The sequence below is a fragment of the Burkholderia sp. WAC0059 genome (assembly GCF_002870125.1).
Lineage (GTDB): Bacteria > Pseudomonadota > Gammaproteobacteria > Burkholderiales > Burkholderiaceae > Paraburkholderia.
This window is the reverse complement of the sequence record NZ_PNEO01000031.1, coordinates 1-24,888: the sequence shown is the minus strand read 5'-3', so window position 1 is coordinate 24,888 and position 24,888 is coordinate 1. Positions and strand designations below refer to the sequence as shown.

The following is a 24,888-nucleotide window of genomic DNA, read 5'->3' as shown; positions in this document are numbered from 1 at the left end:
CCTGGCCGAAGCCAAGCCCTTGAATTTTTTGGTAGGCCGTACTGGATTCGAACCAGTGACCAACGTGAGGCTAGCCCGCAAAACCGTACCATCTGAAAGTGGAAAATTCCGGCATAGTCATCACCAGAGAGCCTGGAGGTCATGCTGTGAAGAAGAGCAAATTCACCGATGAGCAGATTGCGTATGCGTTGAAGCAGGCAGAGCCGGGTACGCCGGTAGCGGAAGTGTGTCGCAAGATGGGCATCAGCGACGCGACGTTCTACAACTGGCGCACGAAGTTTGGCGGGCTGTCGCCATCGGAAGTACGGCGCATGAAGCAACTGGAGGAAGAGAACGCGAAGCTCAAACGCCTGGTAGCGGACCTGTCGCTGGATAAGGCCATGTTGCAGGACATGCTGTCAAAAAAGCTCTGAAGCCTTCCCGGCGACGCGAATTGATTACCGACTTGATGCAGAGATTTGGCGCCAGCCAGCGGCAGACATGTGCGCTGCTGAAGCTGTCACGTTCGGTCTACCACTATGAGTCCGAGGCACGGGACCAGAGTGCGTTGGCCATGCGCATCAGGGAAATCACGGAAGTACGTGTGCATTATGGCGCACCGCGTGTGTACGTGATGCTTCGTCGGGAAGGCTGGCCAGACAATCACAAGCGCGTGGAGCGGGTTTATCGCGAGTTGGGTCTGTCGTTGCAGCATAAGCGGCCACGGCGCAACAAATCGGCCCGACTCAGGCAACCCAGGCAGTCGGTCAGTGCGATCAACGAAATCTGGAGCATGGATTTCGTTGCGGACAACCTGTCCGATGGGCGACGGCTACGGACACTGACCATCGTGGACAACTACACGCGAGAATGCCTGGCCATTGAGGTCAACGGCACGCTCAAGGGGGAGGACGTGGTTGCGACGCTGACCCGGCTCGCTCAGGCAAGGCCGTTGCCGAAGTACATCAAGGCGGATAACGGCAGCGAATTCATCTCGAAGGTACTCGACCGGTGGGCCTATGAGAACGGGGTGGAAATCGACTTCTCTCGTCCGGGCAAACCGATAACGCGAAGAATGAATCATTCAACGGCCGCTTCCGGGAGGAATGCCTGAACGCGCACCGGTTCCTGTCGCTGGAGGACGCCCGGCGCAAAATCGCGGTCTGGCGCGAGTACTATAACGAGACTCGTCCCCATTCTGCATTGCAGTGGATGACGCCGGCCGAGTTCGCCCGTCAGTGCGTCATCCGGGTCGATTCGGCCCACCCCGAAGAGCCGGAAAATTCCAACTTCGAGCGGTACTGATTTCGGGGGAGCACTCAGTAGTGCCGTCTGGCGTGCCAGTCCAGCCGCTCGTTGCATGGCCACTAGCGATGCCCGAAGGTCAGGATTGGTGGCCTTCGACAATTTCTGTTGAGTCACGGATTTTCTCCCCATTCGAGCAAGTGATTTCTTTCGATCCGAATCGCCAATGTGAGTGAGATGGCCAAATACGAGCCGGTCAGGGCAGATCGCCCCATTCCCAATAGTGATGCGAAACCCGCAGATGATCGGGGTTAGGGTGCAGCCGTTTCTTGGAAGGCAATGCAATCTCTCTGGAATGAAAGTCGACAGTGAGCAATTTGTCGAACGTTCGATAATCCTTTTCCTCCATTTCTGGATCCCAATAAATCACCTTCATCGAGCAGTCCACGGTTAAGTAGCCCGCGTCGAACAGCTTATGATGGGTTGCGCAGAGAAGAAGGCCATTTGCCGGGTCCAGTCTTTGTTGGGGGGATGCGTCGTCCCAGCGAATGATGTGCGCTGCCTCAAGAGCCTCCTCGAATCCGAAGCCACAAATCGCACATCGCCCCTCGTAGGCATGGAGCAATGCAGCGCGGAAAATGCGTTGGGCATTGCCTCGTGTCTTTGCGACTTTATAGATTTGTGCCGCGTTTCCGGGCGTCTCAAGTAACTCCTCGGCGAGCGACTCTGGTGTGTCGTCCGGTCCGAACCGGTCGAATGGATTTTCGAGCGCGGACCAGTTGAATGCGTAAACGGCTTGGTATCCAGCATCGAGGTTATCGAAACCCCAAGCGGTAAAACCGTCGCCAGGCTTTTGAGTTGCCTTATTGACTCCGAGAATGCTGAGGGGTGGCAGTCCTGACTCGATGCAATGTTCCTGAATCGGTCCCAGCGCCTTGCCTGCATTGATGTTGAGAGTGCCGACCCAAGACGCAATCTCATGATACGTATGTGTCTCGCGTCGAGTTGAGGCGCTTACTAGGCGCGGCCAGATGATGCCGGCAGCGTGATACCAATTGTCTCTAGCCATATCCGTGTACAGGCAGGTGGTCGTGTCTACCGCCTCGTGAGTTAGTGTTGTGCCGTTGGATTTTAAGGGCAACTGCCGTGTGGCGCGTGATTGTCGTCGTGGAGGCTGATCGGCCATGGGGTAGAGCGAGGGCGGCGGAGCGGTCGCTGCTCGGGGCGGCATGGATTGGGCTTGACCACTGCAGACCGGATTCGGTTACATGGTGGTTACATGAGTCCGAAAAAGAGAAAGGGGCTACAGGCCGAAGCACTGTAACCCCTTGAATTTTTTGGTAGGCCGTACTGGATTCGAACCAGTGACCAACGGATTAAAAGCCAGATCAAGCTCACTGCAGGTTATACGAAGTCACCTGATTTTGCTAGGGTTTTCTTCACTCTAGATCACTGCATATCACGCGACTTTACCCCAGTGTTCCGGCAAAATTCCGGCAGCCTGAAGTACTTCTTCGACAAATTTATCGAAGACTTGACGAATCTCGCGGTGGTCCATGCCAAGTGTTTGCTCCATCTCGAAAATGTCGTCAAAGACGCCAAGCTGATAGCTCAACCGCCGTGCGTAGCACAGATCATCGACCTTTTTTTGCAACGCGGTCTCAAGTGGCTTATCGTTGGGAAGGTCGAAATCTTCTCGTTTGAAAAAGCCCTTTTCCCAAAGGCTCCCGTATTGCCACGCATACAGGTCCAGTAGCCGTATCCCTGCGATTGGTGGCATATATTTCAGTCGTCGGTAAGTTGGCCAATCGTCTTGATAGCCAAACTGTAGGGTGTGCGCCTGATACCTTGACCAGCTCACGCCTGCCTTTGGTACGTCGACGGCCAAATCGATGAAGAGGGACGTGGGAGTTAGCTGGCTGTTATCTTCGATAACTACGGTGTGTGCCGGCCGCTTCAATAGGCGGGCTACCTTGTTTTCCAGCTCCTGAATACGGTCGAGACTCGGAGCCCTAGCCTTCTTTCCTCGCATGCCAATCGCATATCTTTGAGCATCGCCTGATTCGAGAGGCAATCGCTCATTCAATTTCTCGTAGCTGAGCCCAGAGATGTCTCGGGCTTCTTCGATCAGCATGGCAGTAAAACGCTGCAGGGCCGGCGCCAATCGTCTTCCCTGATTCGGACCGTTGTTTGCCATGTGGCGCCTCTCAAAAACTGGCCCTAGATGCCAGCACGCCTCGATCATATCTTGTGATCAACCATCACAACAAATCATTGGTGATCACATGGTCGCAGCGGCAAGTGATTTCAGAGTAGCGTTCGCCCGTATGGCGGAGCAGGCAGTTATCAACCGGGCTGAGCTTGGTGCCCTTCTAGGGAAGACACCAGGAGCGATCAGCCAAATGAAATTTCTGGGTGAGCTTCCGCCAACCGCATTTCCCGGAAAGAAGAAAGCTTGCTGGTTCGTGCGGGACATTCGCAATTGGCTGGACCATCTTGCGGCTGAGCGGCCGGTACCGACTGGTTTGGGTAAGGAGGCCGGTCCTGCGGCCGGGCGTATTGGGCGGCCTCGTGCATCGGCATCGTGAATGGGATGCTCGGGACTATGTCGAAATCAAACTTTCCCAACCATTCTGGCGGCGTGATCCGCGTTCAGCACACGGTTCGATGGGGATCGATCCCAGAAGGGCTTCTCGAGGACGACCGACTTAGCCTCGACAGCAGGGCGGTGGCAGCCTGGATCGCAATCAAGCCGTCTGATTGGCAAATCGTGGCGTCAGTGCTTATGACGAGGATGGGCCTTGGAAAGGATCGCTGGCAGCGCATTGCGCGCGAACTTCAAGCGGCCGGGTATCTCACCCGATCGTGTCGGCCAGGGCCACACGGTCATTGGCAATGGGAAAACCTCTTTGATCCCACCGGAGCCGCCTTACACGGCCCCGGTGGAAACGGTGCCGACCCAGCCGGCGACGCTGCGGCCGGCGCCGATAACCCCGGCGATAAAGTAATACCAGTAAACCAACACCACGATAGAAATACCACTACACGTGTGGTCGAGTCGTTGCAGGAATTGACTTTCCCCAAGGTCAGTCAACCTCATAAGCAGATGCTGCTGAGATTGTTGAGCGAATTACCTTCGGAGGCAGCACAGGCAATTGTGGATGAATTTTCCGGCGCGCTAGAAGCAGTTGCTCGTGGCGAGCATGAAGCAATTAGAAATCCGCGCGCATGGGTTAAGCGATTGGTAGAAGCCTGGCGTACTGGGGGATTTTCCTTGAACTTGGGCTGTAATCAACGACAGGCCGCCAAAGTCAATGCAGCGGTCGTCGCTAGCTCGGCAGCAGCGGAAGCAGCGGCAGCTGCCGAGCGTGCGGCGGCTGGTCTACCACCGCGGCAATCCAAGGACGAAGCCCTTGCTGCTATTCGCAATCAATCTCCGCCCTCGACATCCAGTCACGGCGTAATCAGCTAAAAATTTATAGGCTGTTTACCGGAATGCTCTGCAAATCGAAAAGTGCTCGATCGTCATCTCGGATAAGCCACTTGTCGAAATGGCCGTCCTCAAGGGTTGCCGGGGTCAGTCCACGTCTCTCCATGACTTCCAACATAAACGCCCCGACCAAGACCTTTCGGCGAGTGTCGATCGCACGATCCTTCTTTGCCTGGATGACTCGACGTCTTGCTTCTACTTGCTGCTGTTTTGCCTTGAGCTGTTTAAGCTTTTCTGCCGTCAGGACGATCCGTTGATCGAGAGTGATTGCTGCCATCTGGATTTTGCCGTTGGTTGTGGTTACAAGTTAATGATATGGGGTTCTAACCACATGTCAAATTCCAAATTTATCGGTTGATTTCTGTTGGTTTGCATGCCCCGAGCGAACAGCAAGGGCGCACTTAGAGTATTCCCCTTCGGGGAATACGTGCGGGCCTTCAGCCGGACCCCTGCGGGGGAAATTCAAAAGCGAGGAAAGCGAGCGTGGCGCAGTTTCACATGAGCGTGAAAGCGATAGGGCGGAGCGAAGGCCGGTCGGCCACCGCTGCTGCCGCATATCGTAGCGCCGAACGCATCGTGGACGATCGCACAGGCGAAGTCCACGACTATACGCACAAGCGCGGTGTAATCGCCACGGTGCTCGTGTTGCCTAGTGGTGCCATGCCAAACCGCGCTGAGTTCTGGAATGCAGTAGAGCAGCACCACAAGCGCGGCGACGCCGTGCTTGCCCGCGAGTTCACACTGGCTTTGCCTGCGGAAATGAACTCGACGGAACGCCAGCGACTAGCGTTCGACTACGGTCGTGAGCTATCCAACCGCTATGGTGTCGCGGTAGACGTGGCTTTGCACGAACCGGACAAGGCCGGCGATCAACGCAACTACCACGCACACGTGTTGATGAGCGCCTGTACAGTCGCTCCTGACGGAACGCTTGGCAAGAAGGCCGTTGAACTTGATCCGATCCATTGTCAGCGTGCCAAAATCGAAAATTTCGCGGAACGCGAACGGCCCCGCTGGGCTGACCTGCACAACGAACGCATGGCTGAAAATGGGCTGTCCGAGCGCATCGACCACCGGACGCTTGAGGCTCAGGGTATTAACCGCGAGCCAACTCAGCACCTTGGTCCGGCAGCCATAGGCTACGAGCGCAGGACTGCGCTGCGGTCCAACCTGCGCCTTTTCGCCGAGGCGGAGGCCATCGAGCGGCTACAGCGCGCGGCGCAAATAGGCCAGCTTGAGCGAGAAGGACAAGCGCTCACACAGCTCATCATCGATACGGAAACCGATTTGCATGCTGCGATCGCCGAGTGTGAATCCGCGCTTGAGGCACAACGAACCGTGACGGCTTTGGAGCGGGTGATAGAGGAGCCCACTCAGATACCGGACCGAATTCTCGCCCAAGCTGCTCAGCGCTTGGAACAATACAGTCTTCAATCCGGCTGGGGGTTATCGGCTCAGAAAATTGCCATGCTGCGCGAGCGTATACGGGAAGAACTGCGCCGACGCGAGTTGGCCGCGCGCACGGCATTAGAGATACATGCCCGTGAAAATCGGGAAAACCGGAGCCATGTGATCACGAGCCAGATGCTTGCTCTGGCGCGTGCAACACAGCAAGAGGAAAAGTTGGGACAGCGTTTGCGGGCTGAATTGGCAGAACGCATGCGCATCATCCCGCAGTCGATGCTTGGCTCGGCAGACGCCATACGTTTCAGAAACCAAGTGGTGGTCGAGTTCGTTGTCGGCGCATTGCTCAAGAAAGGTCTGGTCGAGCAAACGGAGGTCGCCGATCTGGTCGAGCAGTTCGATGCAATGCGCGCCTCACAGTTGGCCGAGATTGCACTTCAAGAAAAGTCGGATCATTCTCAACCACTCGAATCAGCGGCCATACCACGCCGCAAACATGGGCTTATCTATAAGCTTTGAATAACGTCATGACGACGCACGCATGCGTCGTTGCTGCCAAAAGCTGCGGATTTTTCGAGCATCGCGCGGTACCCAGCACAAGAATGACGCGTGAACGACGTAACATTGCGTCATTTGAACGTTCGTATAGTTGAAGATTTTTCCACGGCCCTGCCTGTGGGCAACCGGGCGGGCGGCCACGCCGCACGCAAGAGCCCGGTTGTCCATCAGGTCGCGCGCAGCGCGAGGCGGTGGGAAAGACTGTCTCTGGGAGACATGACCGTGAAAATCCGACTACGCGCCCGGCGCAAGGCCAATGCACGGGTGCAATTGCGCGCGGCGAACCAGTTGAGTGCGCATCGTGCTCGGAAGACATCGGAATGGGAAAGCGCTGGCATGCACAGGTTTGGCCGGTATATCACCGGTCGAGAGCTTTTTGACCGCGTCAGTGCGGCCATGAACGATGCTGTAGAGAACCTCGAAGCACGCGGCATTCAACCCGTTTACGTTGCGCCTCAGCTATTGAGATGATCTCTACCTGCGCGTGCAGGCTCAAGCGCAACCGCAACCGACTTTCCCATCGCCTCGCGCTGCGCGCGACCTGATGGACAACCGGGCTCTTGCGTGCGGCGTGGCCGCCCGCCCGGTTGCCCACAGGCAAGGGCCATGGAAAAGTCTCGCGTAGCCTCGATTTTCAGCATTAACCGACACCCTGATAATCGGAATTATTGGGTTTCGAGAGGAATCAGTTGTTAGATTGGTGCGGCGGAGCGGCGTTTCTCTGACTCATTCTTGCCGCTGCGTTAGTCCAAGCATCTTGTGGGCTTCTGCGCGCTGCTCATCGTTCCCTGACAGAATCATCCGAGCGGCTTCGGCTCCATCGAATGACCCGGGGGCTGCATGGGTGGATGGGGGCGTGTCTTTGACCTTTTCGAAACTTGGAGCTGCGCCAATGAGGCGATCAAGCTCGGCCTTGCTGGCCTTCAATCCGTCCGAGGCGGAAATATGCTGCCAAACGAACGGGATGATAGCTGTCACAACTCCGAGCGCTAGCGGTTTCTGCCAGCCGAAGCCAGCGTAAATAGCCGACAGGAAAAGGGCTAGGCACATGATCAGGAAAACCACGCCAAAAGGTGTAATTCTTGAGAGAAGTGGGACTTTGAAAAAACCGATGGTGCCGATTTTCCCGCCGCCGGCACCAAGCAAGTCATAGGCTTTGCCGGTGTTGAAATTCTTGATTGCCACGATAGAGCCCAAGTTGCTTGATCTCGAGTCGGCTGCATAGAAAACCTGCAACTGATGCCCCGGCCGCACGTCGATCTTGGCTTGGATCTTGACCGGCGTTTCCTTGCCGTCTTCCGTTTGCAGCCAGAGAGTCTGCTGGTCATGCGTCACGGAGCGAACCGAGGCCACATTGCCGGCCACGTTCCGACTCGATTCGATCTGCTGGGTGGTCTGGGTGTTTTCGTGCTCAACGGTGCCTGTCAGGGCACGAACGACAACCGGCAATCCTACAAAATTCAAATTCCCGATGGTTTGCATGAAGAATCCCTTTTCGAGGTTATCTGGTCGCGCAATTATTTTAGTGCACGATCATCAATAAGGCAGTCAACGCAGCACCCAAGGCCGTGCCGGCGACTGCCCACAGCCAGCGATCGAGCCGGAGCTGCTGGATTGTTGCCTGTGAGGACTCACTCTCCGACTTGTCGGCCTCTTCCTTGGCCTGCTGTGCCTCCTTACGCTTCTGTTGCCGGGCCGGTTCATCGTCGAGCCATCGGCACCATTCGGCGTAGCGCTGCATGATGATGTCCGCGCACCGTTCAGCTGTCGTGCCTCCTTACGCTTCTGTTGCCGGGCCGGTTCATCGTCGAGCCATCGGCACCATTCGGCGTAGCGCTGCATGATGATGTCCGCGCACCGTTCAGCTGTCTGGTCGGTGTCGGCCAACTCAAGCGCGGTATGCCATGCCCAACTGAAAGCGCGCGGCAGACGTTTTGCGTTACTTGGCACCTCGTCGCGGATGTCATAAAGACTGGTGCGTTGCCACAAAGGAAGCTCGTCGGTGACACCGGCACGCAGATACAGTACGAGCACCATTGCAGCAAAAGCTGCGTTGTGGCCGTGATTGGGTATTAGCCGATGGGCGACTTCATGGAGATACACCGTCTGAATGTTTAGCCTTGACGGCTCCCTCGTCACCGTTTCCACTAGCCGCGTATCCATTGCGACTTCACCCGACTCCGTATAGTCGAGACCGCCACAAAATCCGCTCCAGTTGAAGCGTCCGGGCTCGGGCGGCTGCTTGCGCATGAAGAGCACGGGCACAGGCGTGAGACGTAGCCGCTCAAACAGCCGGGGCGGCATCGCCTCGGCAAACGCTGTCGGCTGCTCGACCTCGACTTGACGCAGCGCCCGAACCGTTGCCCCAGCCATCACTTCGCTGTCGGCTGTTGAACGGCCGCGTCGACGTCGCGCACGTCGACATTCTGCGAACGCACCCGCGCGACCGGGCTCGGCTCGGTCGGCTGGATAGCTGACTTCGTCCAGCCCTGCATTTGCCGCTGCTTTTGCTTATCCTCCAAGGCCTGGCGGGCCATTGCCCTCGCCTCGCTGATTTGCAAAAGCAGACGTGCGCGGGCGATCATCTTCAAGCTGACGATGCCAGCAATTCGGTTTGCACGACGCGGGTTATCCCGGCCGAGCTTGGCATAGGCGCGTAGCGTATCCAACTCTTCCTCGATAGCCCCGAGCGCGCGGATAAGTGATCCAAGTTCGTCGTTCATTGGACTCACCCGGCAGTGTGCACACGCAGAAGCTGGGTCTCAAGCGGGGTGCGTTCGTCCGCGCGCGTTAGCTCCGCGAGAATCTGGCCCAAGAGAACCTCCATGTGCTCCTGTCGCTGGTAGCTCTGAAAGAGCATCTGCGACATGAATGCGAGCGTGAATACCTGTTTGCGTTGCAGTTTGGTCGGATCCGCAACGGCACCCATCTCGATTTGCCAGTACGGGTTTTGCCAGCGGCGCCCAGCTTCGAACGACTCCAGCTCAGCTAAACTCATCGTTCCCGTGCTCTTCGCGACCGGCGATGCATCGTTGGCTGTACCAGAAGACGCCAAGCCACCAAGGGTCACGCTTAGCATAGCAGCCACTTTTTTGAAGGTCATGAAATTCTCCTCAATGCATTGAAAAACGGCGGGTCTCGATAATGCCTAGCAGGTAGGCCGCGGCGAGGGGATAGTTGCTCAGGCAAGCCGTCGCAAGCTCTTCCAAGCGTGCTTCCGACGTCAAAGGTGACAGGACATCAACAATTTCCAGCGTGATAGCCAAGTCGCTGTCAAATGGGACGCTGTCCAGCGGGTGGGGGCCTACAATCGGGTTAGCCATTGTTCACCTCGTTCTCAGGTGGGTGGTGGTCAGGTGCGCCGATCGGTGCCAACCGGTCGACGTGCCGTTTTGGAAAACACGTCTAGCCCAACTTGGCTAGTAGATCGGCCGGGTTCAAGTGTGTGTATCTCTTGAGCATCTGCATCGATCGGTGCCCGGTGACGCTGGCAACCTCGAGCGGGTGAAGCCCTTTTTCGAAAAGCCTGCTGGCTGCCTCATGGCGCAAGTCGTGCCAGCGAAGATTTGGGAAGCCGTCCTCGCCTTTCACGACACGCTTCCAGACGAGCAGGACGGCATTGCTTGACGTGCCGAAAACCGGGCCAGTCAGCTTGCCGGGATCAACGTTTACCGGACCGAACTGACGTAGTTCAGGATCGCCGAGTCTGTCGTGCTGCCAGATGGCTGCGAGGGAACGGAGAACATCCACAGCACGGCAAGTCAGGGGGAGACGGGCAGGTACGCCCTTGTTGTCAGCGCCGCGCGCTTCGGGCGGGAATTCGATCATGCGAACCTGAAGCTTGATCCATTCCCAACGCAGGCTGAACAGCGTGCCCTGACGCAAACTCGTCTCGATCGCCAGTTCGAACGCCGGCGCTGCCCAAGGGTTGAGGCTTGAGGCGAGACGCGTAAACAGCGCGTTGAACTCTCCGGGCTGGAGACGACGATCGCGCGCGCGGCTACCCGAGGGTTTGCGGATGTTCTTGACGGGATTCAGGAGCGTTTCGAATCCCCATTCCTTTCGTGCAATTTCGAACAGATGGCTAATGACCTGAAGTTCGAGGCGAATCGTGTTCTCCGCGCGACCAGCTGCCCGTCGGGCGTCCCGATACTTAGCAAAGTCGGAACCGCGTAGAGCAGCAAGCGGACGCCAGGCGAGGTCGTTTTTCCTCCAGCGCGCGATGCGGGTTCGCTCTTGGCCGGGGTAGCGTTTGGTCGGCACGATTTCCCGGTCGTACCGATCAAGTGCCTCACCGAGCGTCGTGCGCTCAGCTTCTGTGCGGTCCACAAAGATGCCGATGGAAATTTCGGCCTCGACGCGCTGAGCCCAATCACGAGCCTGCTGCTTTGTGTCGAACGTTCGATAGATAGGTTTATGTCCGCGCTTGCGGACTTCGGCACGCCAGTAGGCGCCGCGCTGACTGATGTATGCCATCCAGACTCCCATGCGAAAGGTTGATTCGCTTGGTCTGGATTGTTCCGTTCCGGCAAATTTCCGGCAAAGGCCAGTTTTTGAATTCTATAGACCTATGCCACGGACGAAAAAAAAAGCACCCCGATTACTCGGAAGTGCTTGATTTTCTTCTCTAACCTGCCCGCAAGGGTAGGTGGTAGGCCGTACTGGATTCGAACCAGTGACCAACGGATTAAAAGTCCGCTGCTCTACCAGCTGAGCTAACGACCCGAAAGAGGCGAGATCATAGCGAAAAGCGAGAATAATGTCAATAAAGCGCCTTGCGACAGCAGTACACGCGACGAAAAGACAAAGGCCCGGAAGCACAGCATGTGCATTCCGGGCCTCGTCGTTGGGATGTCGTTGGCACAACAGCCAGAGCCGACCTTATCCCGCGCTCACGCTCGACTCACCTGAGCTGCGATAGCTTGCTCTGTGCCGTTTGCGCCGCATCGGAGTTACCGTACTGAGCCACGATCTGCTCGAGCGTATGTCGGGCGGCCGTCCGCTGCCCCAGCTCGATCTGATTGTTGGCGATGGCCAGCAGCGCCTCGGGCGCGCGGGGATGCTGCGGATAGTTCTTGACCACGTTCTGCCAGACCGCCGTCGAGCCCCGGTAGTCCTTCAGCGCATACAGCGCGTTGCCGAGCCAGTATTGCGCCGTCGGCTGGTAGGGGCTCTGCGGATACTTGTCGATGAAGCTGCGGAAGGCCGCCGCCGCACCCTTGAAGTCGCCGCTGCGGAACTGGTCCGAAGCGGCGTTGAACGCATCCGTTTCGCCCGGCTGAACGACCCCTTGCACGCCGTCCACGGTCTCTTGTTGCGGCTCGAACTTCTTGAGCCGCGTGTCGAGGTCCGTGTAGGAGTCCTTCTCCTGTTTTTGCAGGGCGGCGAGCTGGTTCGCCAGGTCCTCGTTCTGTCCGCGCAACGTCGCGACCTGATCGTTGAGCTGGTCGAGGCGGTTGGACTGGTCGAGGATCGTGCGCTGCGCTGCGGACAGTTGCCCTGACAGGTTATCCGTCTTCGCGCGCAGGTCGAGAATCGCCTGGCGCGCCTGATCGTCGTCGAAGAGACCCGCGTGCGCCGGCAGCGCCACGAGGGCGGCGCCAGCCACGGAGGCGGCCACGGCAAGCCGCGGCCAGGAGAAACGGTGCGACATACGCCCCTTCATCCGGTAAGTCGATTACTGTTGCTGATACACGATGTCAGCACGGCGGTTCTGGGCCCACGACGCTTCGTCATGACCCAGCGCAACCGGCTTTTCCTTGCCGAGGCTGACCGCTTCCACCTGCGAGTCGGGCACGCCCAACAGCAACAGCGCCTGGCGAACGGCTTCGGCGCGCTTCTGGCCCAGCGCGAGGTTGTACTCGCTCGTGCCGCGCTCGTCGGTGTTGCCCTGGATCAGGATGTGGCGTTCCGGATGGGTCTTCAGGTATTGAGCGTGGGCTTGCAGCAGCGATTGATAGTCGTCCTTGACGGTGTAGCTGTCGAAGTCGAAGTACACGCTGCGCTTGGCGAGTGGGCTGTTCGGATCGTTCAGCGGATCGACGGTCACGGTGGTGACGGCGTTCGGGTTCGGCTGGTTGCCGAGCGTGCCGGAGGTGCTTTGGTCGCTCTTGACGCCGGATTTACAGGCGGCCAGCGAGCCGATCATCAATACTGCCAAGGCCAAGCGGACTTTATTGGACATCATTTTTGCTCTCCTGAAGTGTCATTGCATGAAAGGTCCCCAGGACGGCTCGCGCACGCTGCCCCCCTGTATGGACAGAATCTGCCGCGAGCGACCGTCGGTCGATACAGCAGCCAGCACGCCACGGCCGTTCACCTGAGTGGCGTAGAGGATGTACTGACCATTCGCCGCGAAACTCGGCGATTCGTCATGTGTGGTATCCGTGAGCGGCATAGCCGTGCCGGACTGCAGATCCTGAATGTACAGCTTAAATCCGCCGCCCGTTCGGGAAATGTACGCCAGTTGCGTGCCGTCGGGACTGATGCGGGGGCTCGTGTTGTAGTTGCCCGTGAACGTCACGCGCTGGGCGGCGCCGGCGCTTTCGCCCTGGGCCGGCATCCGGTAGATCTGCGGCTGACCGCCGCGGTCGCTCGTGAAGTAGATCCACTTGCCGTCGGGCGAGTAGGTCGGCTCGGTGTCGATGGCGGTGCTGCGCGACAGACGGCGCAGGCCGCTGCCGTCCGCGTTGACGGCGAAGATCTGGGTGTTGCCGGTAAGCGACAGCGCGACGGCGAGCGTGCGGCCGTCCGGCGACCAGGCCGGCGCGCTGTTGTTGCCTTTCTGATCCGAAATGATGACGCGGCGGCCGGTCGGCAGGTCGTGGACGTAGACGATCGGCTTCTGCCGTTCGAACGAGACGTAGGCGACCTTGGTGCCGTCGGGCGACCAGACCGGCGAGATGATCGGTTCCGGGCTGGAGAGTGCGATGTGCGCGTCCTGTCCGTCGGAATCCGAAATCTGCAACTGATAGCGGTTGCCGACCTTGACGACGTAGGACAGCCGCGTGGCGAACACGCCGCGCACGCCGAGCAGCTTCTGATAGATGTAGTCCGCGATCTTGTGTGCGCTCATGCGCAGGCCGCCTGCCGGGCTGACGAGCACGAGCCCGCCGAGGCTTTGCTGCTTGACCGTGTCGTACAGCTTGAAACGCACCTCGTATTGGCCGTTCGCGAGCTGGTTGACGCTGCCGGCGACGAACGCATTGGCGCCCTTGGCCTTCCAGCTTCCGAGGTCGACGTTGTCGTTTTCTCCGACCGGCGTGCTGCCGGCGTCGATATTCGCGAATTTGCCGCTGCGCTCCAGGTCCTGCCGGACGATGGCGCTGATCGGCTGGGGCGAATTGGCCTCGTTGACGAAATTCGCCGTGGCGATCGGAAACTGGGTCGAGCCGACCCCGGCAACGAGAATATTGAGCTGGGCATGCGCAGCGCCGGCGGCCGCGATCAGGCAGGAGGCCACGAGGGCTCGCAGGCCGAGTTTGCTCATCAGACTCATTCGTGACAGTTCCAAAAATGTAGCACTCTACAACAGCACAGAGACTCGGAAACCATTAATTCGTTCCCTTTTCTCCGGGCCGACTTTTAGTTAGCGGGAACATCCGCCGGCGTCAGGATGACGTTGAATTGCGACGGTGCCTTCCCGTTCGTGTCGGTCGGCATCGGGTTGGTCTGCTCCACTGCCCGCTGAGCTGCCTCGTCCCACTGAGGATTGCCGCTGCTACGCGCCACGGTCGCCGAGAGCACGGTGCCGTCCGGCGCGCAGTGCACCGACACCACGGTTCGGACATCGTCCCGCGACCCGGACCAGATGACGTGCGGCAGCACGAGCCGGCGCACCTTGTCCGCGTAGCCGGGCGAGGTGGCCGTGCCGCCCGCGCCGTTGCCGGTGCCGCTCTTCGCGAGGCCGTTGCCGCCCGCTGCGCCGGCGAGGCCCTGCATCTGCGCGATCCGCGCCTGCCGTTCCTGCTGCATCCTTTTCGCCTGAGCCTGGGCTTCGGCCTTCGCCCTGGCGGCCTTTTGGGCCGCTGCTTTCTTCTGGGCTTCGAGTTGCGCCTGCTGCTGTTCTTGTTGCTGTTGCTGCAACTGCAACTGCAACTGTTGCTGTTTCTGCTGTTCGGCCAGCTTTTGCTGCTGGAGTTTTTCCGCCTGCGCCTGCTGCTGCCGCAACTGGGCCGCCTTCTGCGCGGCCAGTTGCGCCGCCTGTTCCTGCTGGCGCCGCGCCTCGGCTTCCTGTTGCTGTTGCTGTTGCTGGAGTCGCTGCTGCTCGGCCAACTGGGCGGCTTCGCGTGCCGCTTCTTCCTGCTGGCGCTTTTGTTGCTGCAGTGCAATGTCGGCGTTTTCGGTCTGCACGGGCGGAGCCGGCGGCGCTACCGGCGCCGGCGGGGCGACCGGCCGGGGCGGCGGCGTCGTCATGTCCGGCACGTCCGTCCACAGCTCGGCTTCGGTTCCCGCCGGCATGCTGTTTTGCCACTGGATGCCGTGGTACAGGAAGAGCGCGAGCAGGGCGTGCATGAGCACGGCCAGCGCAAGCGCTCTCCAGGTACCGCGCTCGCGCGGCGGTTCGAACGGATAGCGGGAAGTATTGCGTGCCATTGCGTTACTGCGACTTGACGAGCAGCCCGACGCGCTTGACGCCGCGCGTTTTCAGGTCGGACATCACGTCCATGACCGTCTCGTACCGGACGGACTTGTCGGCGGCGATTACGATGGGCTGGTCGGGATGATTCGCCTCGCGATTGGTCACGAACGTGTCGAGGTCGGCGCGCGTCATGTCCTGCTGCTGGGTGGCGCCGCCGTCGTCCTTGTAGCGGACGCTCAGGTTGCCGTCCGGTTGGATGTTGACGATGACGGGCGGCGTCTGTTGCTGCTGGGTCGCCCCGCCGACGGTGGGCAGATTGACGATAGACGGCGCGACGAGCGGCGCGGTCACCATGAAAATCACGAGTAGCACCAGCATCACGTCGATGTACGGTACGACGTTGATGTCGGCCATGGCGCGGCGCGAACGGCTGCCGCGCATGCTTGAACGAACGGGGGAACCCATCCTGGACTCCTTGGCGCCTTAGTGAATCTGGCGCTGCAAGATATTTGAAAACTCTTCGATGAAGGTTTCGAAGCGGATCGCGAGCCGGTCGATATCGTGCGCGTAGCCGTTATAGGCGACCACGGCCGGGATGGCGGCGAAGAGGCCGATGGCCGTCGCGGTCAGCGCCTCGGCGATGCCGGGCGCAACGTTTGCCAGCGTGGCCTGCTGGACGTTCGCGAGGCCGCGGAACGCATTCATGATCCCCCAGACCGTGCCGAAAAGACCAATATACGGGCTGACCGAGCCGACCGACGCGAGGAACGACAGATTGGCCTCCAGCGCGTCCATTTCACGCTGAAAGGAGGCGCGCATCGCCCGGCGGGCACCGTCGAGAACCGCGGCCGGATCGCCGAGGCGTTTTTCCTTCGCTTTCAGGAATTCGCGCATGCCGGACTCGAAAATGCGTTCGAGCGCGCCGATCGTGTGCCGGTTGTTCGCGGCGCTCTGATAGAGCGCCTGCAGGTCGCCGCCCGACCAGAAGTCGCGTTCGAAGCGTTCGGTCTGCCGGCGGGCGCGGCGGATGGAGAACCACTTGCGGAAAATGAAGGTCCAGGAGATCAGCGACAGCAGGAGCAGAAGCCCCATCACTGCTTGCGCCAGCAGACTCGCATTAAGGACGAGAGAAACGATCGACAGATCTTGTGTAGTGTTCATAAAGGTTCGTTATAACGTCCTGGGATGGACAAACGGCGGCAGCGCGACGCGAGGCCTTCCGCCGGCAAGCCGGAGGCCGGTGCGTCGCCTGTCGAATCCGGTTTGATTCCCGGCTGGGCGCCACGAGTTTGCCTGCGTCGTATCAACGGAAATCACGGCTGGAGCGTTGACACGACCGGCAAGTCTTTCGGAGGCCCGCGCCGTAGCGCTTCGAGTACGTCGGGGGGGATGGCGGCCGGGCGCAGCGCGGCTTGTTCGACGCATGCGACACGGATTCCGCCGGTGGCGAGCAGCGTGCCGTCACGCCATGCCTCCTGCATGAAATCGACCGATGCGCGGCCAAGACGTTCGATCCGGCTCGCGATCGTCAGCCGGTCGTCGAGGCGGGCGGGCGCCCGGTAATCGAGAGCGGTGCTGCGGACCACGAACAGCACGCCGGTGTCGTTGGCCAACTGGTGCTGGCTGATGCCGCAGGCGCGCAACCATTCGGTGCGCGCGCGTTCGAAGAACTTCAGATAATTGGCGTAGAACACGATGCCGCCCGCATCGGTGTCTTCGTAATACACGCGAATGGACCAGGTGAAATGGCTTTCGCTCCCGGGCGGGTTGGTGGGCATATTCATGCCCCGCATTTTACCGGAACGCGCGAGCGGGGCGCGTTCCGGGCCGGCGGGTGTTCCCGCCGGGGGCGCGGCGGCGGGAGCCGTCAGCCGCGGTGCACGCTCAAGCCCGCGAACGACTGGGCGATGGGCATCAGCTCGATGGTGTTGATATTGACGTGGGCCGGGCGCGTTGCGATCCAGTAGATCGAGTCTGCGATGTCCTCGGCCGTGAGCGGCTCGACGTCCTTGTAGACGTTCGCTGCCTTGGCGTCGTCGCCGCGGAAACGGACGTTCGAAAATTCGGTGCCGCCGCAGAGACCCGGTTCGATGTCGGTCACGCGGACTGCGGTGCCGGCCAGGTCGGCGCGCAGGTTGAGGCTGAATTGCCTTACGAACGCCTTGGTTGCACCGTACACGTTGCCGCCCGCGTAAGGCCAGCGGCCCGCGATCGAGCCGAGGTTGAACACGTGCCCGCGGTTGCGCTCGACCATGCCCGGCAGGAATGCCCGCGTGGCTTGCACCAGCCCGGTGCAGTTGGTGTCGATCATGGTTTCCCAGTCGTCGAGCAGCGCCCGGTGGGCCGGTTCGAGTCCCAGCGCGAGACCGGCGTTGTTGACGAGGACATCGACGGCTGCGAACTCTTTCGGCAGCGCGGCCGGCGCGGCTTCGACGGCCGCGCGGTCTCGCACGTCGAGTTCGAACGGCAGCAGGGCGTCGCCGAGTTCTGCGGCGAGGGCGTCGAGGCGGTCTTTGCGGCGGGCCGTGGCTACGACGCGGTGGCCGCCTTTTACGAAGATGCGGGCGATGGCTGCGCCGAATCCTGCGGACGCGCCGGTAACGAACACGATCATGACTGTTCTCCTGGTCGGTGGAAGGCGGGGAAAGGCCAAAGCCTACTTCCAAATGCGGCGCCGCGGCAAGAAGTCTCCCCCCGAACGGCTGTGCAGGTCGCGCGGGCGCGAGCCGGGCCTGTCCCGCGCTGCGCGGCCCGTAGTTGCCTATTGCGGACGCATCCAATACACTACCGTGCTTGTCCCTGCGTGACTGGCGATAGGGCTCCGCTCCTGCAAAAAAGGAGAAAAGGGGCTCAAGGTGGAGCAGCCCACCGTGAAGCGTAAGGGGCCGTTTTGCCGTTCGCCTGGGCAGCCGTGATCCGTGCGTCGTCAGTTGCGCTGCCGGTGGCTGTTCCGCCTCGTTCGTGCGGCGCCCTCCCGTCCGCCACGTCAAGGCTGGCTCCGTCGCCAGCAGCGCCGCGTACCTACTACGCGTTTCGCGCGAGATCCGGTCAACCTGAACACACCTAACGGAATCCGTATGTTTGACAGAGCCGAAAGCACCATCGCCGAAGTCGATCCCGAACTCTGGAAAGCGATCGAACTCGAAAATCGCCGCCAGGAAGATCACATCGAGCTGATCGCCTCGGAGAACTACACCAGTCCGGCCGTGATGGCCGCGCAGGGCTCGCAGCTTACCAACAAGTATGCCGAGGGCTATCCCGGCAAGCGCTATTACGGCGGCTGCGAATACGTGGACATCGTCGAGCAGCTCGCGATCGATCGCGTGAAGCAACTGTTCGGCGCCGAGGCGGCGAACGTGCAGCCGAACTCGGGTTCGCAGGCGAACCAGGGCGTCTTTTTCGCGATGCTCAAGCCCGGCGACACGATCATGGGCATGAGCCTCGCGCACGGCGGTCACCTCACGCACGGCTCGCCGGTCAACATGTCGGGCAAGTGGTTCAACGTCGTGAGTTATGGCCTCGACGAAGCCGAGGACATCGATTACGAGGCTGCGGAAAAGCTGGCCCACGAGCACAAGCCGAAGCTGATCGTGGCGGGCGCCTCGGCGTTCGCGCTGCGCATCGACTTCGAGCGTCTTGCGAAGATCGCGAAGAGCGTCGGCGCATACCTGATGGTCGACATGGCGCACTATGCGGGGCTCATCGCCGCTGGCGTCTATCCCAATCCGGTGCCGCACGCGGATTTCGTCACGACTACGACGCACAAGAGCCTGCGTGGTCCGCGCGGCGGCGTGATCCTGATGAAGGCGGAATACGAGAAGGCGATCAATTCGGCGATTTTCCCGGGCATCCAGGGCGGTCCGCTGATGCACGTCATCGCCGCGAAGGCTGTGGCGTTCAAGGAGGCGTTGTCGCCCGAGTTCAAGACTTATCAGCAGCAGGTGGTCGACAACGCCCGCGTGCTGGCCGAAACGCTGGTGAAGCGAGGCCTGCGCATCGTTTCCGGACGCACGGAGAGCCACGTGATGCTGGTCGACCTGCGCGCGAAGAAGATTACGGGCAAGGCTGCGGAAGCCGCGCTCGGCGCCGCACACATCACGGTCAACAAGAACGCGATTCCGAACGACCCGGAAAAGCCGTTCGTGACGAGCGGCATCCGTCTGGGCTCGCCCGCGATGACGACGCGCGGCTTCGGGGTGGAGGAAGCCGGGCAGGTGGGCAACCTGATTGCCGACGTGCTTGAGAATCCGGAGGATGCCGCGACGATCGAGCGCGTACGGACCCAGGTCGCCGAGTTGACGAAGCGTTTCCCGGTTTATCGCTAGGTTGCCATGCATTGTCCCTTCTGCCGGCATCACGATACGCAGGTGGTCGACTCCCGCGTATCCGAAGACGGCGCCACGATCCGTCGGCGCCGTCGCTGCATGGCCTGCGACAAGCGTTTTACGACGTATGAGCGGGTCGAGCTGAACATGCCGGCAGTCGTCAAAAAGGACGGCAGCCGAACCGAATTCGATCGCCGCAAGATCGCCGCCAGCATGCGGCTTGCGTTGCGTAAGCGCCCGGTATCGGCCGACGCGGTAGACGCGGCCGTCGGGCGCATCGAATATCAGTTGCTCGGCAGCGGCGAACGCGAGGTCCGCAGCGAGCGTCTTGGCGAGCTCGTGATGGCCGAGCTGCGCGAGCTCGACAAGGTGGCTTTTGTGCGTTTCGCCTCGGTTTATCGGCGCTTCGAGGACGTTTCCGAGTTCGAGGACGTGATCGAAGAATTCCGCCGCATGGCCGGCCCTGCAGCTCCTGCCGCGCCATCGCGCAAGCGCTGAGCATTCGCGCGTTTTTCCCATCTCCTTCCTCGCAGTGCCGTAGTTATGCATTCATTGTCGGGCGGAATTTATTCGCCCGATACCTGGCCGTTCGGCAGATTGTCCCCTCCCGTTTTTCGCTTTAGAGTGACTGCAGCCATCAATATGTGAGGAATGCAGATGAAATCGGGTTGGGGCCGCCAGTCGCCATGCCGTGGCGTCACGCTGATCGAAACGCTGGTCGTGGTGGTGCTGCTTTCGCTGTGCGCAATGGCGGCTACGCCGTCCTGGTTTGCCTGGAGTGTCCGGGATCAGGTGGAGGGGCGAGCGAATGCGTTGCTTGGCACGCTGGCTTATGCCCGTAACGAGGCGATTCGTCAAAGGGTGCGCATCACCGTATGCCGTATCGATGCGGCACGCCGCTGCCTCGCGGCCGGCAAGGTGTGCCCGTCGGGTGCGTCGGACTGGTCGTGCGGATGGGCCGTGATGGCCGGAGGCAGTGGCGCGCAACGGCTGCTGCGTTTCCAGTCGGGGTTCGACGGGATCAGCGTGATCTCGCCACTCTCCTCGATCGCTTTCACGCCGCCGGCCGGGCGGGCGGCCGGAACCTTCGGTAGCTTCGAAATAGCCCCGCGCAAGACAACGGCAGCTACGAGCGGAGCGCGTTGGCGTCGCTGCATTCGCATCGCGTCGGCAGGCCGGGCTCGCATGACGGAGGGGGCATGTGTCTCTGCCTCATGAATGATCGCGGCGCGCAGATATATGGCCGGGGTGCGGCATTGCTCGAGGTCATGCTGGCCGTGGCGATCATGGCGACAAGCGCGCTGGGGCTTGCCGCGACGCAATTATGGCTTGGGCGCGAGGCGCGGTCCGCGACGATTCGCGAGCAGGCCGTGTTTATGGCTGATGCTGTGGTCGAAGCCGGGTTGGGCGGCGACGGCAATAGCGGGCGAACCGACTTCTGGACGCGACGTGCTTCCGCGGTCGTGCCTCGCAGCACGGTGGCGGTCACGGCGTCTGCCGGCGGCGTGTCTGTCGCATCCCTTGTCTGGTCCAGTCTGGGGAAAAGTACCGGCGCACGACCGGATACAGCGACAACGCAACAGGCGTGCAACGGCGTGGTCGTGACAGTAGGGCAGGCCTGTGTGGCACTGTCATTCGTGAAATGACGGCATCGCCTCAGGAAAAGCAGGGTTGTGCCGGCCATACGCTCATCGAATTCGTCATTGCGCTGGCGTTGGGGCTGATAGTCGTGGCTGGAGCGGTGTCGACCTACCGGTCGCAGCGAGTTGCATTTGCCTACGCGATGGATGCCGACCGGCTCCGAGATGCCGGCATGAATGCATTGACGTTGATCGGCGAGCAGGTTCAGATGGCCGGTTTCGTGCCGGCGGACATGCCGGCTGGTGCGAGCATAGAGCCGATATTCGGCTGCACGGCGGGCCGACCGGCCGGCACGGACGGCAGTAACGCCTGCGAACCGTTGCCGGGTAGATCGGACGGGCTGACGATCCGTTACGTTGGCGACGCGGAGTCGACGTGGCTTTCTTCAACGGGGCAGATTACCGATTGCCTCGGCCAGGCTGTCGGCACGGAGGGCTCGCTGATCGTCAATCGATATTACGCCCGGACGAGTGGTTCGACGGGCCAGCCCGAACTGTATTGCGAGGGTTCGGGGCGACCCGGGACGGCGCAGCCGTTGGTCGAGGGTGTCGAGCAATTGCGGCTTCGATACTGGTTGACGGGCGTTCCCCAGCCGCTCGACGCCTCGGCCGTCGTACAGGACCAATGGAGTGACGTTACGGCGGTCGATCTCTGCGTGCTTGTTCGTGGCGCAGCATTCGCGAGGCGCGTGCGTTACGCCGATTGCGATGGCGTGTCTGCCACGTCGACCGACGGTCGCGCGAGGCAGGCGTTCTGGCGCCACGTGACGCTTCGCAACGGGCTGGAGGGCGGGGCATGACCAAATCTCGCGCGATCACGATGAAAATGCCCTGGCGGAGGAGTGGACGCCAGGTCCAGTCTGGCGTGCGAGGTATGGCGCTTCCCGTCGTTTTACTGGTCACCTCGATGATGCTCGTTACGACGGCGGCATGGTTTGAGTCCGTGTTGCTGGGGGGGCGTGGCGCACGCGGACTAGCCGATCATTTGCAGGCATTTCATGCTGCTGATGCCGCGCTGACGTTATGCTCCCGTGCGCTTGTCGCCGGTGCCATGCCCTTGCCGTTGCAGCCCGTCGAGAGCAGCGAACCGGATGCATGGCGCCGCAAGAGCACATTCAATACGCAGGCGACAACGCCGGTCAGCGCGTGGCCGGGATCGGCACGCTCCCCTCAGTGCGTCGCTGAGTCGTGGAGACTCGCCACCCGTCCGGAAGCGCAGGCGTTCTTGTTGACAGCACGCGGCTTCGGCGCAAGTGCCGATACACAGAGCTGGCTGCAACTCCAACTCGTATTGGACGGGCAGACGATCGAACGGCACTGGCGGCGTGTCGTCGCCAGGCCGTTCTGATTTCGGGTGTCAGGGAGAGGTCGTGTCGTCGGACAGAAACGCATTCACGCTGCTCGAACTCGTCATTGCGCTGGCGATCGCCGCCGTCATTGCAGCGTTTGCCTTGCCGTCATACCGAGGCCAGATCGCACACGGTTATCGGGCCGACGCGGTGGCCGCCCTATACCGGGCCGCCCAGTTCGTCGACTCCCGGTTTCCCGATGCCGCGGCATTGCCGGCCGGTCTGGACCGGGCGCCGGAGTCGGGAACCGCCGTGTACCGACTGCGCGTGTTGTCCGGGAACGACGCCAGCGGCGGATATGTAATCGAGGCTCGACCGATGGAGGATGGGCCGATGCGCGACGACTCCTGTGGAGTGTTCACGCTTGATGCCACCGGTGAACGTGGCAATCAATCTGCTGCCGGGACGGGCACTCCGCCTTGGGCAGAGTGCTGGGGAATACGCTGATCGCGCCGGCTGGCTTAGCCGCTACCGTCGTCTCCGGCCGATTCCCCGTCGGGCGTCTCGCTCTCTTGCCGGATCTGCCGCCATATCCGATACCCTTCCCAGGCCGTCAAAGCGAGGCCCGCCCATTTAAGGATCGGCTTCGCGCGCGATATGAGGCCTGTGCCCAACGGTTTGGCAAGCAGTAACGACGCGAGCGAACTGAGCAACGGATATTGCTTGAGCAATGCGCCGAGGCCTGCGGTTTTCGATCCGGCACGCAGTCCGCCTATGGCCGGCAGCAACAAACGCAACCAGCTAAATTTTGACACAGCCTCGCGAAAATCGATGAGCGCCTCGCTTAGTTCGGCGCGCTCCACGTCCGCTCTGAGCACGAGCAACTCCTTGCGCAACGCCCTGAGTTGCGGTGTCGTCAATTCTTTCGCAGGAGGTCGCCTGGGGCGGAATACGGTGTCCGGTTTCGGGTGGCTCATGGCAAATCGGCTGCGAACGGGTTGAAGGGCATGCCGGTTCCGCTCGGCATCGGTGAAGCACGACGCCAGTCTGCGCTACGGCTTGCGGAACAGCTCGCGGTCTTTCTCGAACTCGTTGATCGTCGCCTGGAAGACAAGGGGCGCATTGCGCAGTCCACTGCGCGCCTTGAGTCCGCAAAAGAGGGCGGCGAGGGCGTACGCCGCCGTAATGGCCGCGAGCGCCTGCCAGCGGTAGGTGTCCCAGAAGGCAATGGCGATCAGGGCCGTCAGCGCAACGAGGGCCATTGCCGCAAGCATCATGGCCGCAAGGCCGAGAAAGAAAATGCCGATCAGCCGGTCCTTTTCTTCAGCCAGTTCGATGCCGATGAGCTCCAGCCTGGTTTGAAGAATCGAGAACACGGAGCCGACGATGCGGCGCAGCGGACCGTGCTCCGGTCGTTGCGATTGGGTGTCTGTCGTCATGGCTGGATCGGTTGCGCTACGCAAGGCGGTCCGGCCGTCGGACCAGACCTGCTGGATGGGAGGCCGGCCGCGTCTCGCACCGGTAGGTGCCGGCGCGGCGCAGGCCCGCTCACTTCCGGTTGATCAACAGGCCGATTAGCACCCCGACGCCCGCTGCGATGCCGACGGACGTCCACGGATGCTCGTGAACATAGTCGTCGGTCGCGCGCGCGGCTTTCTTGCCTTTTTCGATCACGACGACCTGGACATCGGCAGCCTTTTCCCGAGCCTGCTTGAGGCGGCCCAGCGCGGATTCGCGCAATTCGGAAGCGCGTTCGCCGGTGGCGCTGGCGGCCTGCTTGAGCAGATCCTCGGCGTCCGCGAGGACAGTTTTAATATCCGACATCAGTCTCTCCTTATTGACTTCCGACATTGACTGCTCCCTTCGTTTCATATTGTGCCAAGCGTGAATCGTAACCAAAGAAATGGCCGCTGGCGAGCGCGTCGCGCGTCGCCCGCCGGGTATGCGCACGAACCATTCCCGTCCCGCCCTGGCAGGGAGAACGGAACAGTTTAGCGCGCTCCTGAAATTAATCCGTTCTGTACCGGCCGATTCGCCGTTGACGCCGTTGATGTCCCTCAACGATTTCATGATTTTTGCATCGACGCACGAAATTACAAAAACTCATAACAGTGTGACTCGATGTTCGTTCCCGGTGCGCAACCGGCTCCGTATGCTTTACAGTGGTGAGTTCAGGCAGATCATCAGACCCGTCGGGCCGTTTCGGATGGCCCGATCCATCCAAGGAGCAGCAATCATGAGTCTACGTCTTGGCGATACCGCGCCCGACTTCGAGCAGGATTCGAGCATTGGCCGCATCAAGTTCCACGAGTGGCTGGGCGATAGCTGGGGCGTGCTGTTTTCCCACCCGGCCGACTTCACGCCGGTATGCACGACC

31 protein-coding genes, 1 tRNA gene, 1 pseudogene and 1 riboswitch are annotated in these 24,888 nt (G+C 60.8%); of the genes and pseudogenes, 12 read left to right on the top strand and 21 right to left on the bottom strand.

Annotated features, from left to right (window positions below; all coding sequences use genetic code 11):
* The first annotated feature begins 146 nt into the window (after nt 1-146).
* Nucleotides 147-1,284 (top strand): annotated as a pseudogene (locus tag CY652_RS22400) (IS3 family transposase).
* Between the two features lie 196 nt (nt 1,285-1,480).
* Here the strand turns inward: CY652_RS22400 and CY652_RS22395 are convergent.
* Both CY652_RS22395 and CY652_RS22390 read right to left on the bottom strand, forming a co-directional pair.
* Nucleotides 1,481-2,410, bottom strand: coding sequence for an HNH endonuclease (locus CY652_RS22395; RefSeq protein ID WP_180970730.1), 930 nt, complete (start codon nt 2,408-2,410; stop codon nt 1,481-1,483).
* Between the two features lie 273 nt (nt 2,411-2,683).
* Complete coding sequence (locus tag CY652_RS22390) at nt 2,684-3,421, bottom strand: hypothetical protein (protein WP_146010191.1); 738 nt, start codon at nt 3,419-3,421, stop codon at nt 2,684-2,686.
* A 408-nt stretch (nt 3,422-3,829) separates the two neighbouring features.
* On the opposite strand from CY652_RS22390, the gene CY652_RS24265 reads away from it, so the two are divergent.
* Complete coding sequence (locus CY652_RS24265; RefSeq protein ID WP_146010190.1) at nt 3,830-4,696, top strand: hypothetical protein; 867 nt, start codon at nt 3,830-3,832, stop codon at nt 4,694-4,696.
* Nucleotides 4,697-4,700: 4 nt separating this feature from the next.
* On the opposite strand, the gene CY652_RS22385 is transcribed toward CY652_RS24265, so the two are convergent.
* Nucleotides 4,701-4,991, bottom strand: a complete 291-nt coding sequence (locus CY652_RS22385; RefSeq protein WP_102132906.1) for a mobilization protein — start codon at nt 4,989-4,991, stop codon at nt 4,701-4,703.
* Nucleotides 4,992-5,197: 206 nt separating this feature from the next.
* On the opposite strand from CY652_RS22385, the gene mobQ reads away from it, so the two are divergent.
* Both mobQ and CY652_RS24260 read left to right on the top strand, forming a co-directional pair.
* On the top strand, nt 5,198-6,637 hold the full coding sequence (mobQ, locus tag CY652_RS22380; RefSeq protein ID WP_146010189.1) for a MobQ family relaxase: 1,440 nt from the start codon (nt 5,198-5,200) through the stop codon (nt 6,635-6,637).
* Nucleotides 6,638-6,727: 90 nt separating this feature from the next.
* Nucleotides 6,728-7,147 (top strand): hypothetical protein, encoded by a 420-nt coding sequence (locus CY652_RS24260; protein ID WP_146010188.1) that lies wholly within the window; start codon nt 6,728-6,730, stop codon nt 7,145-7,147.
* A 255-nt stretch (nt 7,148-7,402) separates the two neighbouring features.
* Here CY652_RS24260 and CY652_RS22375 read toward each other — a convergent pair whose 3' ends face one another.
* The 15 genes from CY652_RS22375 to ydfG form a co-directional block, all read right to left on the bottom strand.
* Nucleotides 7,403-8,158, bottom strand: a complete 756-nt coding sequence (locus tag CY652_RS22375; protein ID WP_102132904.1) for a hypothetical protein — start codon at nt 8,156-8,158, stop codon at nt 7,403-7,405.
* A gap of 40 nt (nt 8,159-8,198) precedes the next feature.
* Nucleotides 8,199-8,417: a hypothetical protein gene (locus CY652_RS22370; protein WP_102132903.1), complete on the bottom strand. Its 219-nt coding sequence runs from the start codon at nt 8,415-8,417 to the stop codon at nt 8,199-8,201.
* A 631-nt stretch (nt 8,418-9,048) separates the two neighbouring features.
* Nucleotides 9,049-9,399 carry a hypothetical protein gene (locus CY652_RS22365; protein WP_102132902.1) on the bottom strand — a complete coding sequence of 117 codons (351 nt, stop codon included), beginning with the start codon at nt 9,397-9,399 and terminating at the stop codon, nt 9,049-9,051.
* 5 nt (nt 9,400-9,404) lie between these two features.
* Nucleotides 9,405-9,779: a hypothetical protein gene (locus CY652_RS22360; RefSeq protein WP_102132901.1), complete on the bottom strand. Its 375-nt coding sequence runs from the start codon at nt 9,777-9,779 to the stop codon at nt 9,405-9,407.
* A 10-nt stretch (nt 9,780-9,789) separates the two neighbouring features.
* Nucleotides 9,790-9,999, bottom strand: coding sequence for a hypothetical protein (locus CY652_RS24255; protein ID WP_146010187.1), 210 nt, complete (start codon nt 9,997-9,999; stop codon nt 9,790-9,792).
* Nucleotides 10,000-10,081: 82 nt separating this feature from the next.
* On the bottom strand, nt 10,082-11,152 hold the full coding sequence (locus CY652_RS22355; RefSeq protein WP_102132916.1) for a site-specific integrase: 1,071 nt from the start codon (nt 11,150-11,152) through the stop codon (nt 10,082-10,084).
* Nucleotides 11,153-11,325: 173 nt separating this feature from the next.
* Nucleotides 11,326-11,401: transfer RNA gene (locus tag CY652_RS22350), tRNA-Lys, on the bottom strand.
* A gap of 178 nt (nt 11,402-11,579) precedes the next feature.
* Nucleotides 11,580-12,329, bottom strand: a complete 750-nt coding sequence (ybgF, locus tag CY652_RS22345) for a tol-pal system protein YbgF (RefSeq protein WP_102132900.1) — start codon at nt 12,327-12,329, stop codon at nt 11,580-11,582.
* Nucleotides 12,330-12,353: 24 nt separating this feature from the next.
* On the bottom strand, nt 12,354-12,863 hold the full coding sequence (gene pal, locus CY652_RS22340) for a peptidoglycan-associated lipoprotein Pal (protein ID WP_102132899.1): 510 nt from the start codon (nt 12,861-12,863) through the stop codon (nt 12,354-12,356).
* An 18-nt stretch (nt 12,864-12,881) separates the two neighbouring features.
* Nucleotides 12,882-14,174 (bottom strand): Tol-Pal system beta propeller repeat protein TolB, encoded by a 1,293-nt coding sequence (tolB, locus tag CY652_RS22335; RefSeq protein WP_102132898.1) that lies wholly within the window; start codon nt 14,172-14,174, stop codon nt 12,882-12,884.
* A gap of 86 nt (nt 14,175-14,260) precedes the next feature.
* Nucleotides 14,261-15,271 (bottom strand): cell envelope integrity protein TolA, encoded by a 1,011-nt coding sequence (tolA, locus tag CY652_RS22330; protein WP_102132897.1) that lies wholly within the window; start codon nt 15,269-15,271, stop codon nt 14,261-14,263.
* 4 nt (nt 15,272-15,275) lie between these two features.
* The gene (gene tolR, locus CY652_RS22325; RefSeq protein ID WP_102132896.1) at nt 15,276-15,722 is read right to left on the bottom strand and encodes a protein TolR; all 447 of its coding nucleotides are present in this window, start codon (nt 15,720-15,722) and stop codon (nt 15,276-15,278) included.
* A gap of 18 nt (nt 15,723-15,740) precedes the next feature.
* A complete protein-coding gene (gene tolQ / locus CY652_RS22320; protein WP_102132895.1) occupies nt 15,741-16,418 on the bottom strand; it encodes a protein TolQ in 678 nt (225 codons plus the stop codon).
* A gap of 152 nt (nt 16,419-16,570) precedes the next feature.
* Nucleotides 16,571-17,050: a tol-pal system-associated acyl-CoA thioesterase gene (gene ybgC / locus CY652_RS22315; RefSeq protein WP_102132894.1), complete on the bottom strand. Its 480-nt coding sequence runs from the start codon at nt 17,048-17,050 to the stop codon at nt 16,571-16,573.
* 74 nt (nt 17,051-17,124) lie between these two features.
* Nucleotides 17,125-17,871: a bifunctional NADP-dependent 3-hydroxy acid dehydrogenase/3-hydroxypropionate dehydrogenase YdfG gene (gene ydfG / locus CY652_RS22310; protein ID WP_102132893.1), complete on the bottom strand. Its 747-nt coding sequence runs from the start codon at nt 17,869-17,871 to the stop codon at nt 17,125-17,127.
* Nucleotides 17,872-18,050: 179 nt separating this feature from the next.
* A riboswitch (ZMP/ZTP riboswitch) is annotated at nt 18,051-18,171 on the top strand.
* 163 nt (nt 18,172-18,334) lie between these two features.
* Here ydfG and glyA point away from each other — a divergent pair.
* The 7 genes from glyA (at nt 18,335) to CY652_RS22270 (ending at nt 23,018) form a co-directional block, all read left to right on the top strand.
* Nucleotides 18,335-19,582 carry a serine hydroxymethyltransferase gene (gene glyA, locus CY652_RS22300; protein WP_102132892.1) on the top strand — a complete coding sequence of 416 codons (1,248 nt, stop codon included), beginning with the start codon at nt 18,335-18,337 and terminating at the stop codon, nt 19,580-19,582.
* 6 nt (nt 19,583-19,588) lie between these two features.
* Nucleotides 19,589-20,080, top strand: coding sequence for a transcriptional regulator NrdR (gene nrdR / locus CY652_RS22295; protein WP_102132891.1), 492 nt, complete (start codon nt 19,589-19,591; stop codon nt 20,078-20,080).
* A 153-nt stretch (nt 20,081-20,233) separates the two neighbouring features.
* A complete protein-coding gene (locus tag CY652_RS22290; protein WP_102132890.1) occupies nt 20,234-20,800 on the top strand; it encodes a GspH/FimT family pseudopilin in 567 nt (188 codons plus the stop codon).
* Nucleotides 20,782-21,228, top strand: a complete 447-nt coding sequence (locus CY652_RS22285) for a type IV pilus modification PilV family protein (protein ID WP_146010186.1) — start codon at nt 20,782-20,784, stop codon at nt 21,226-21,228. Before CY652_RS22290 ends, CY652_RS22285 begins: the two co-directional genes overlap by 19 nt.
* Nucleotides 21,225-22,022, top strand: a complete 798-nt coding sequence (locus CY652_RS22280) for a PilW family protein (RefSeq protein WP_102132888.1) — start codon at nt 21,225-21,227, stop codon at nt 22,020-22,022. Before CY652_RS22285 ends, CY652_RS22280 begins: the two co-directional genes overlap by 4 nt.
* Nucleotides 22,019-22,570 (top strand): pilus assembly PilX family protein, encoded by a 552-nt coding sequence (locus tag CY652_RS22275; protein WP_258002417.1) that lies wholly within the window; start codon nt 22,019-22,021, stop codon nt 22,568-22,570. The genes CY652_RS22280 and CY652_RS22275 overlap by 4 nt, the downstream gene beginning before the upstream one ends.
* Before the next feature lie 22 nt (nt 22,571-22,592).
* Entirely contained in the window at nt 22,593-23,018 is a 426-nt protein-coding gene (locus CY652_RS22270; RefSeq protein ID WP_102132887.1) for a type IV pilin protein, read from the top strand.
* A gap of 14 nt (nt 23,019-23,032) precedes the next feature.
* Here the strand turns inward: CY652_RS22270 and CY652_RS22265 are convergent, their stop codons facing one another.
* The 3 genes from CY652_RS22265 to CY652_RS22255 all read right to left on the bottom strand — a co-directional run bounded on the left by CY652_RS22265 (nt 23,033) and on the right by CY652_RS22255 (nt 24,362).
* The gene (locus CY652_RS22265; RefSeq protein WP_102132886.1) at nt 23,033-23,488 is read right to left on the bottom strand and encodes a DUF3318 domain-containing protein; all 456 of its coding nucleotides are present in this window, start codon (nt 23,486-23,488) and stop codon (nt 23,033-23,035) included.
* A gap of 75 nt (nt 23,489-23,563) precedes the next feature.
* A complete protein-coding gene (locus CY652_RS22260; RefSeq protein WP_102132885.1) occupies nt 23,564-23,950 on the bottom strand; it encodes a phage holin family protein in 387 nt (128 codons plus the stop codon).
* 109 nt (nt 23,951-24,059) lie between these two features.
* Nucleotides 24,060-24,362, bottom strand: a complete 303-nt coding sequence (locus CY652_RS22255) for a DUF883 family protein (protein ID WP_102132884.1) — start codon at nt 24,360-24,362, stop codon at nt 24,060-24,062.
* A gap of 385 nt (nt 24,363-24,747) precedes the next feature.
* Between CY652_RS22255 and CY652_RS22250 the strand changes: the two genes are divergently transcribed.
* A partial coding sequence (locus tag CY652_RS22250; protein ID WP_146010185.1) for a redoxin domain-containing protein occupies nt 24,748-24,888 on the top strand: 141 nt, incomplete at its 3' end.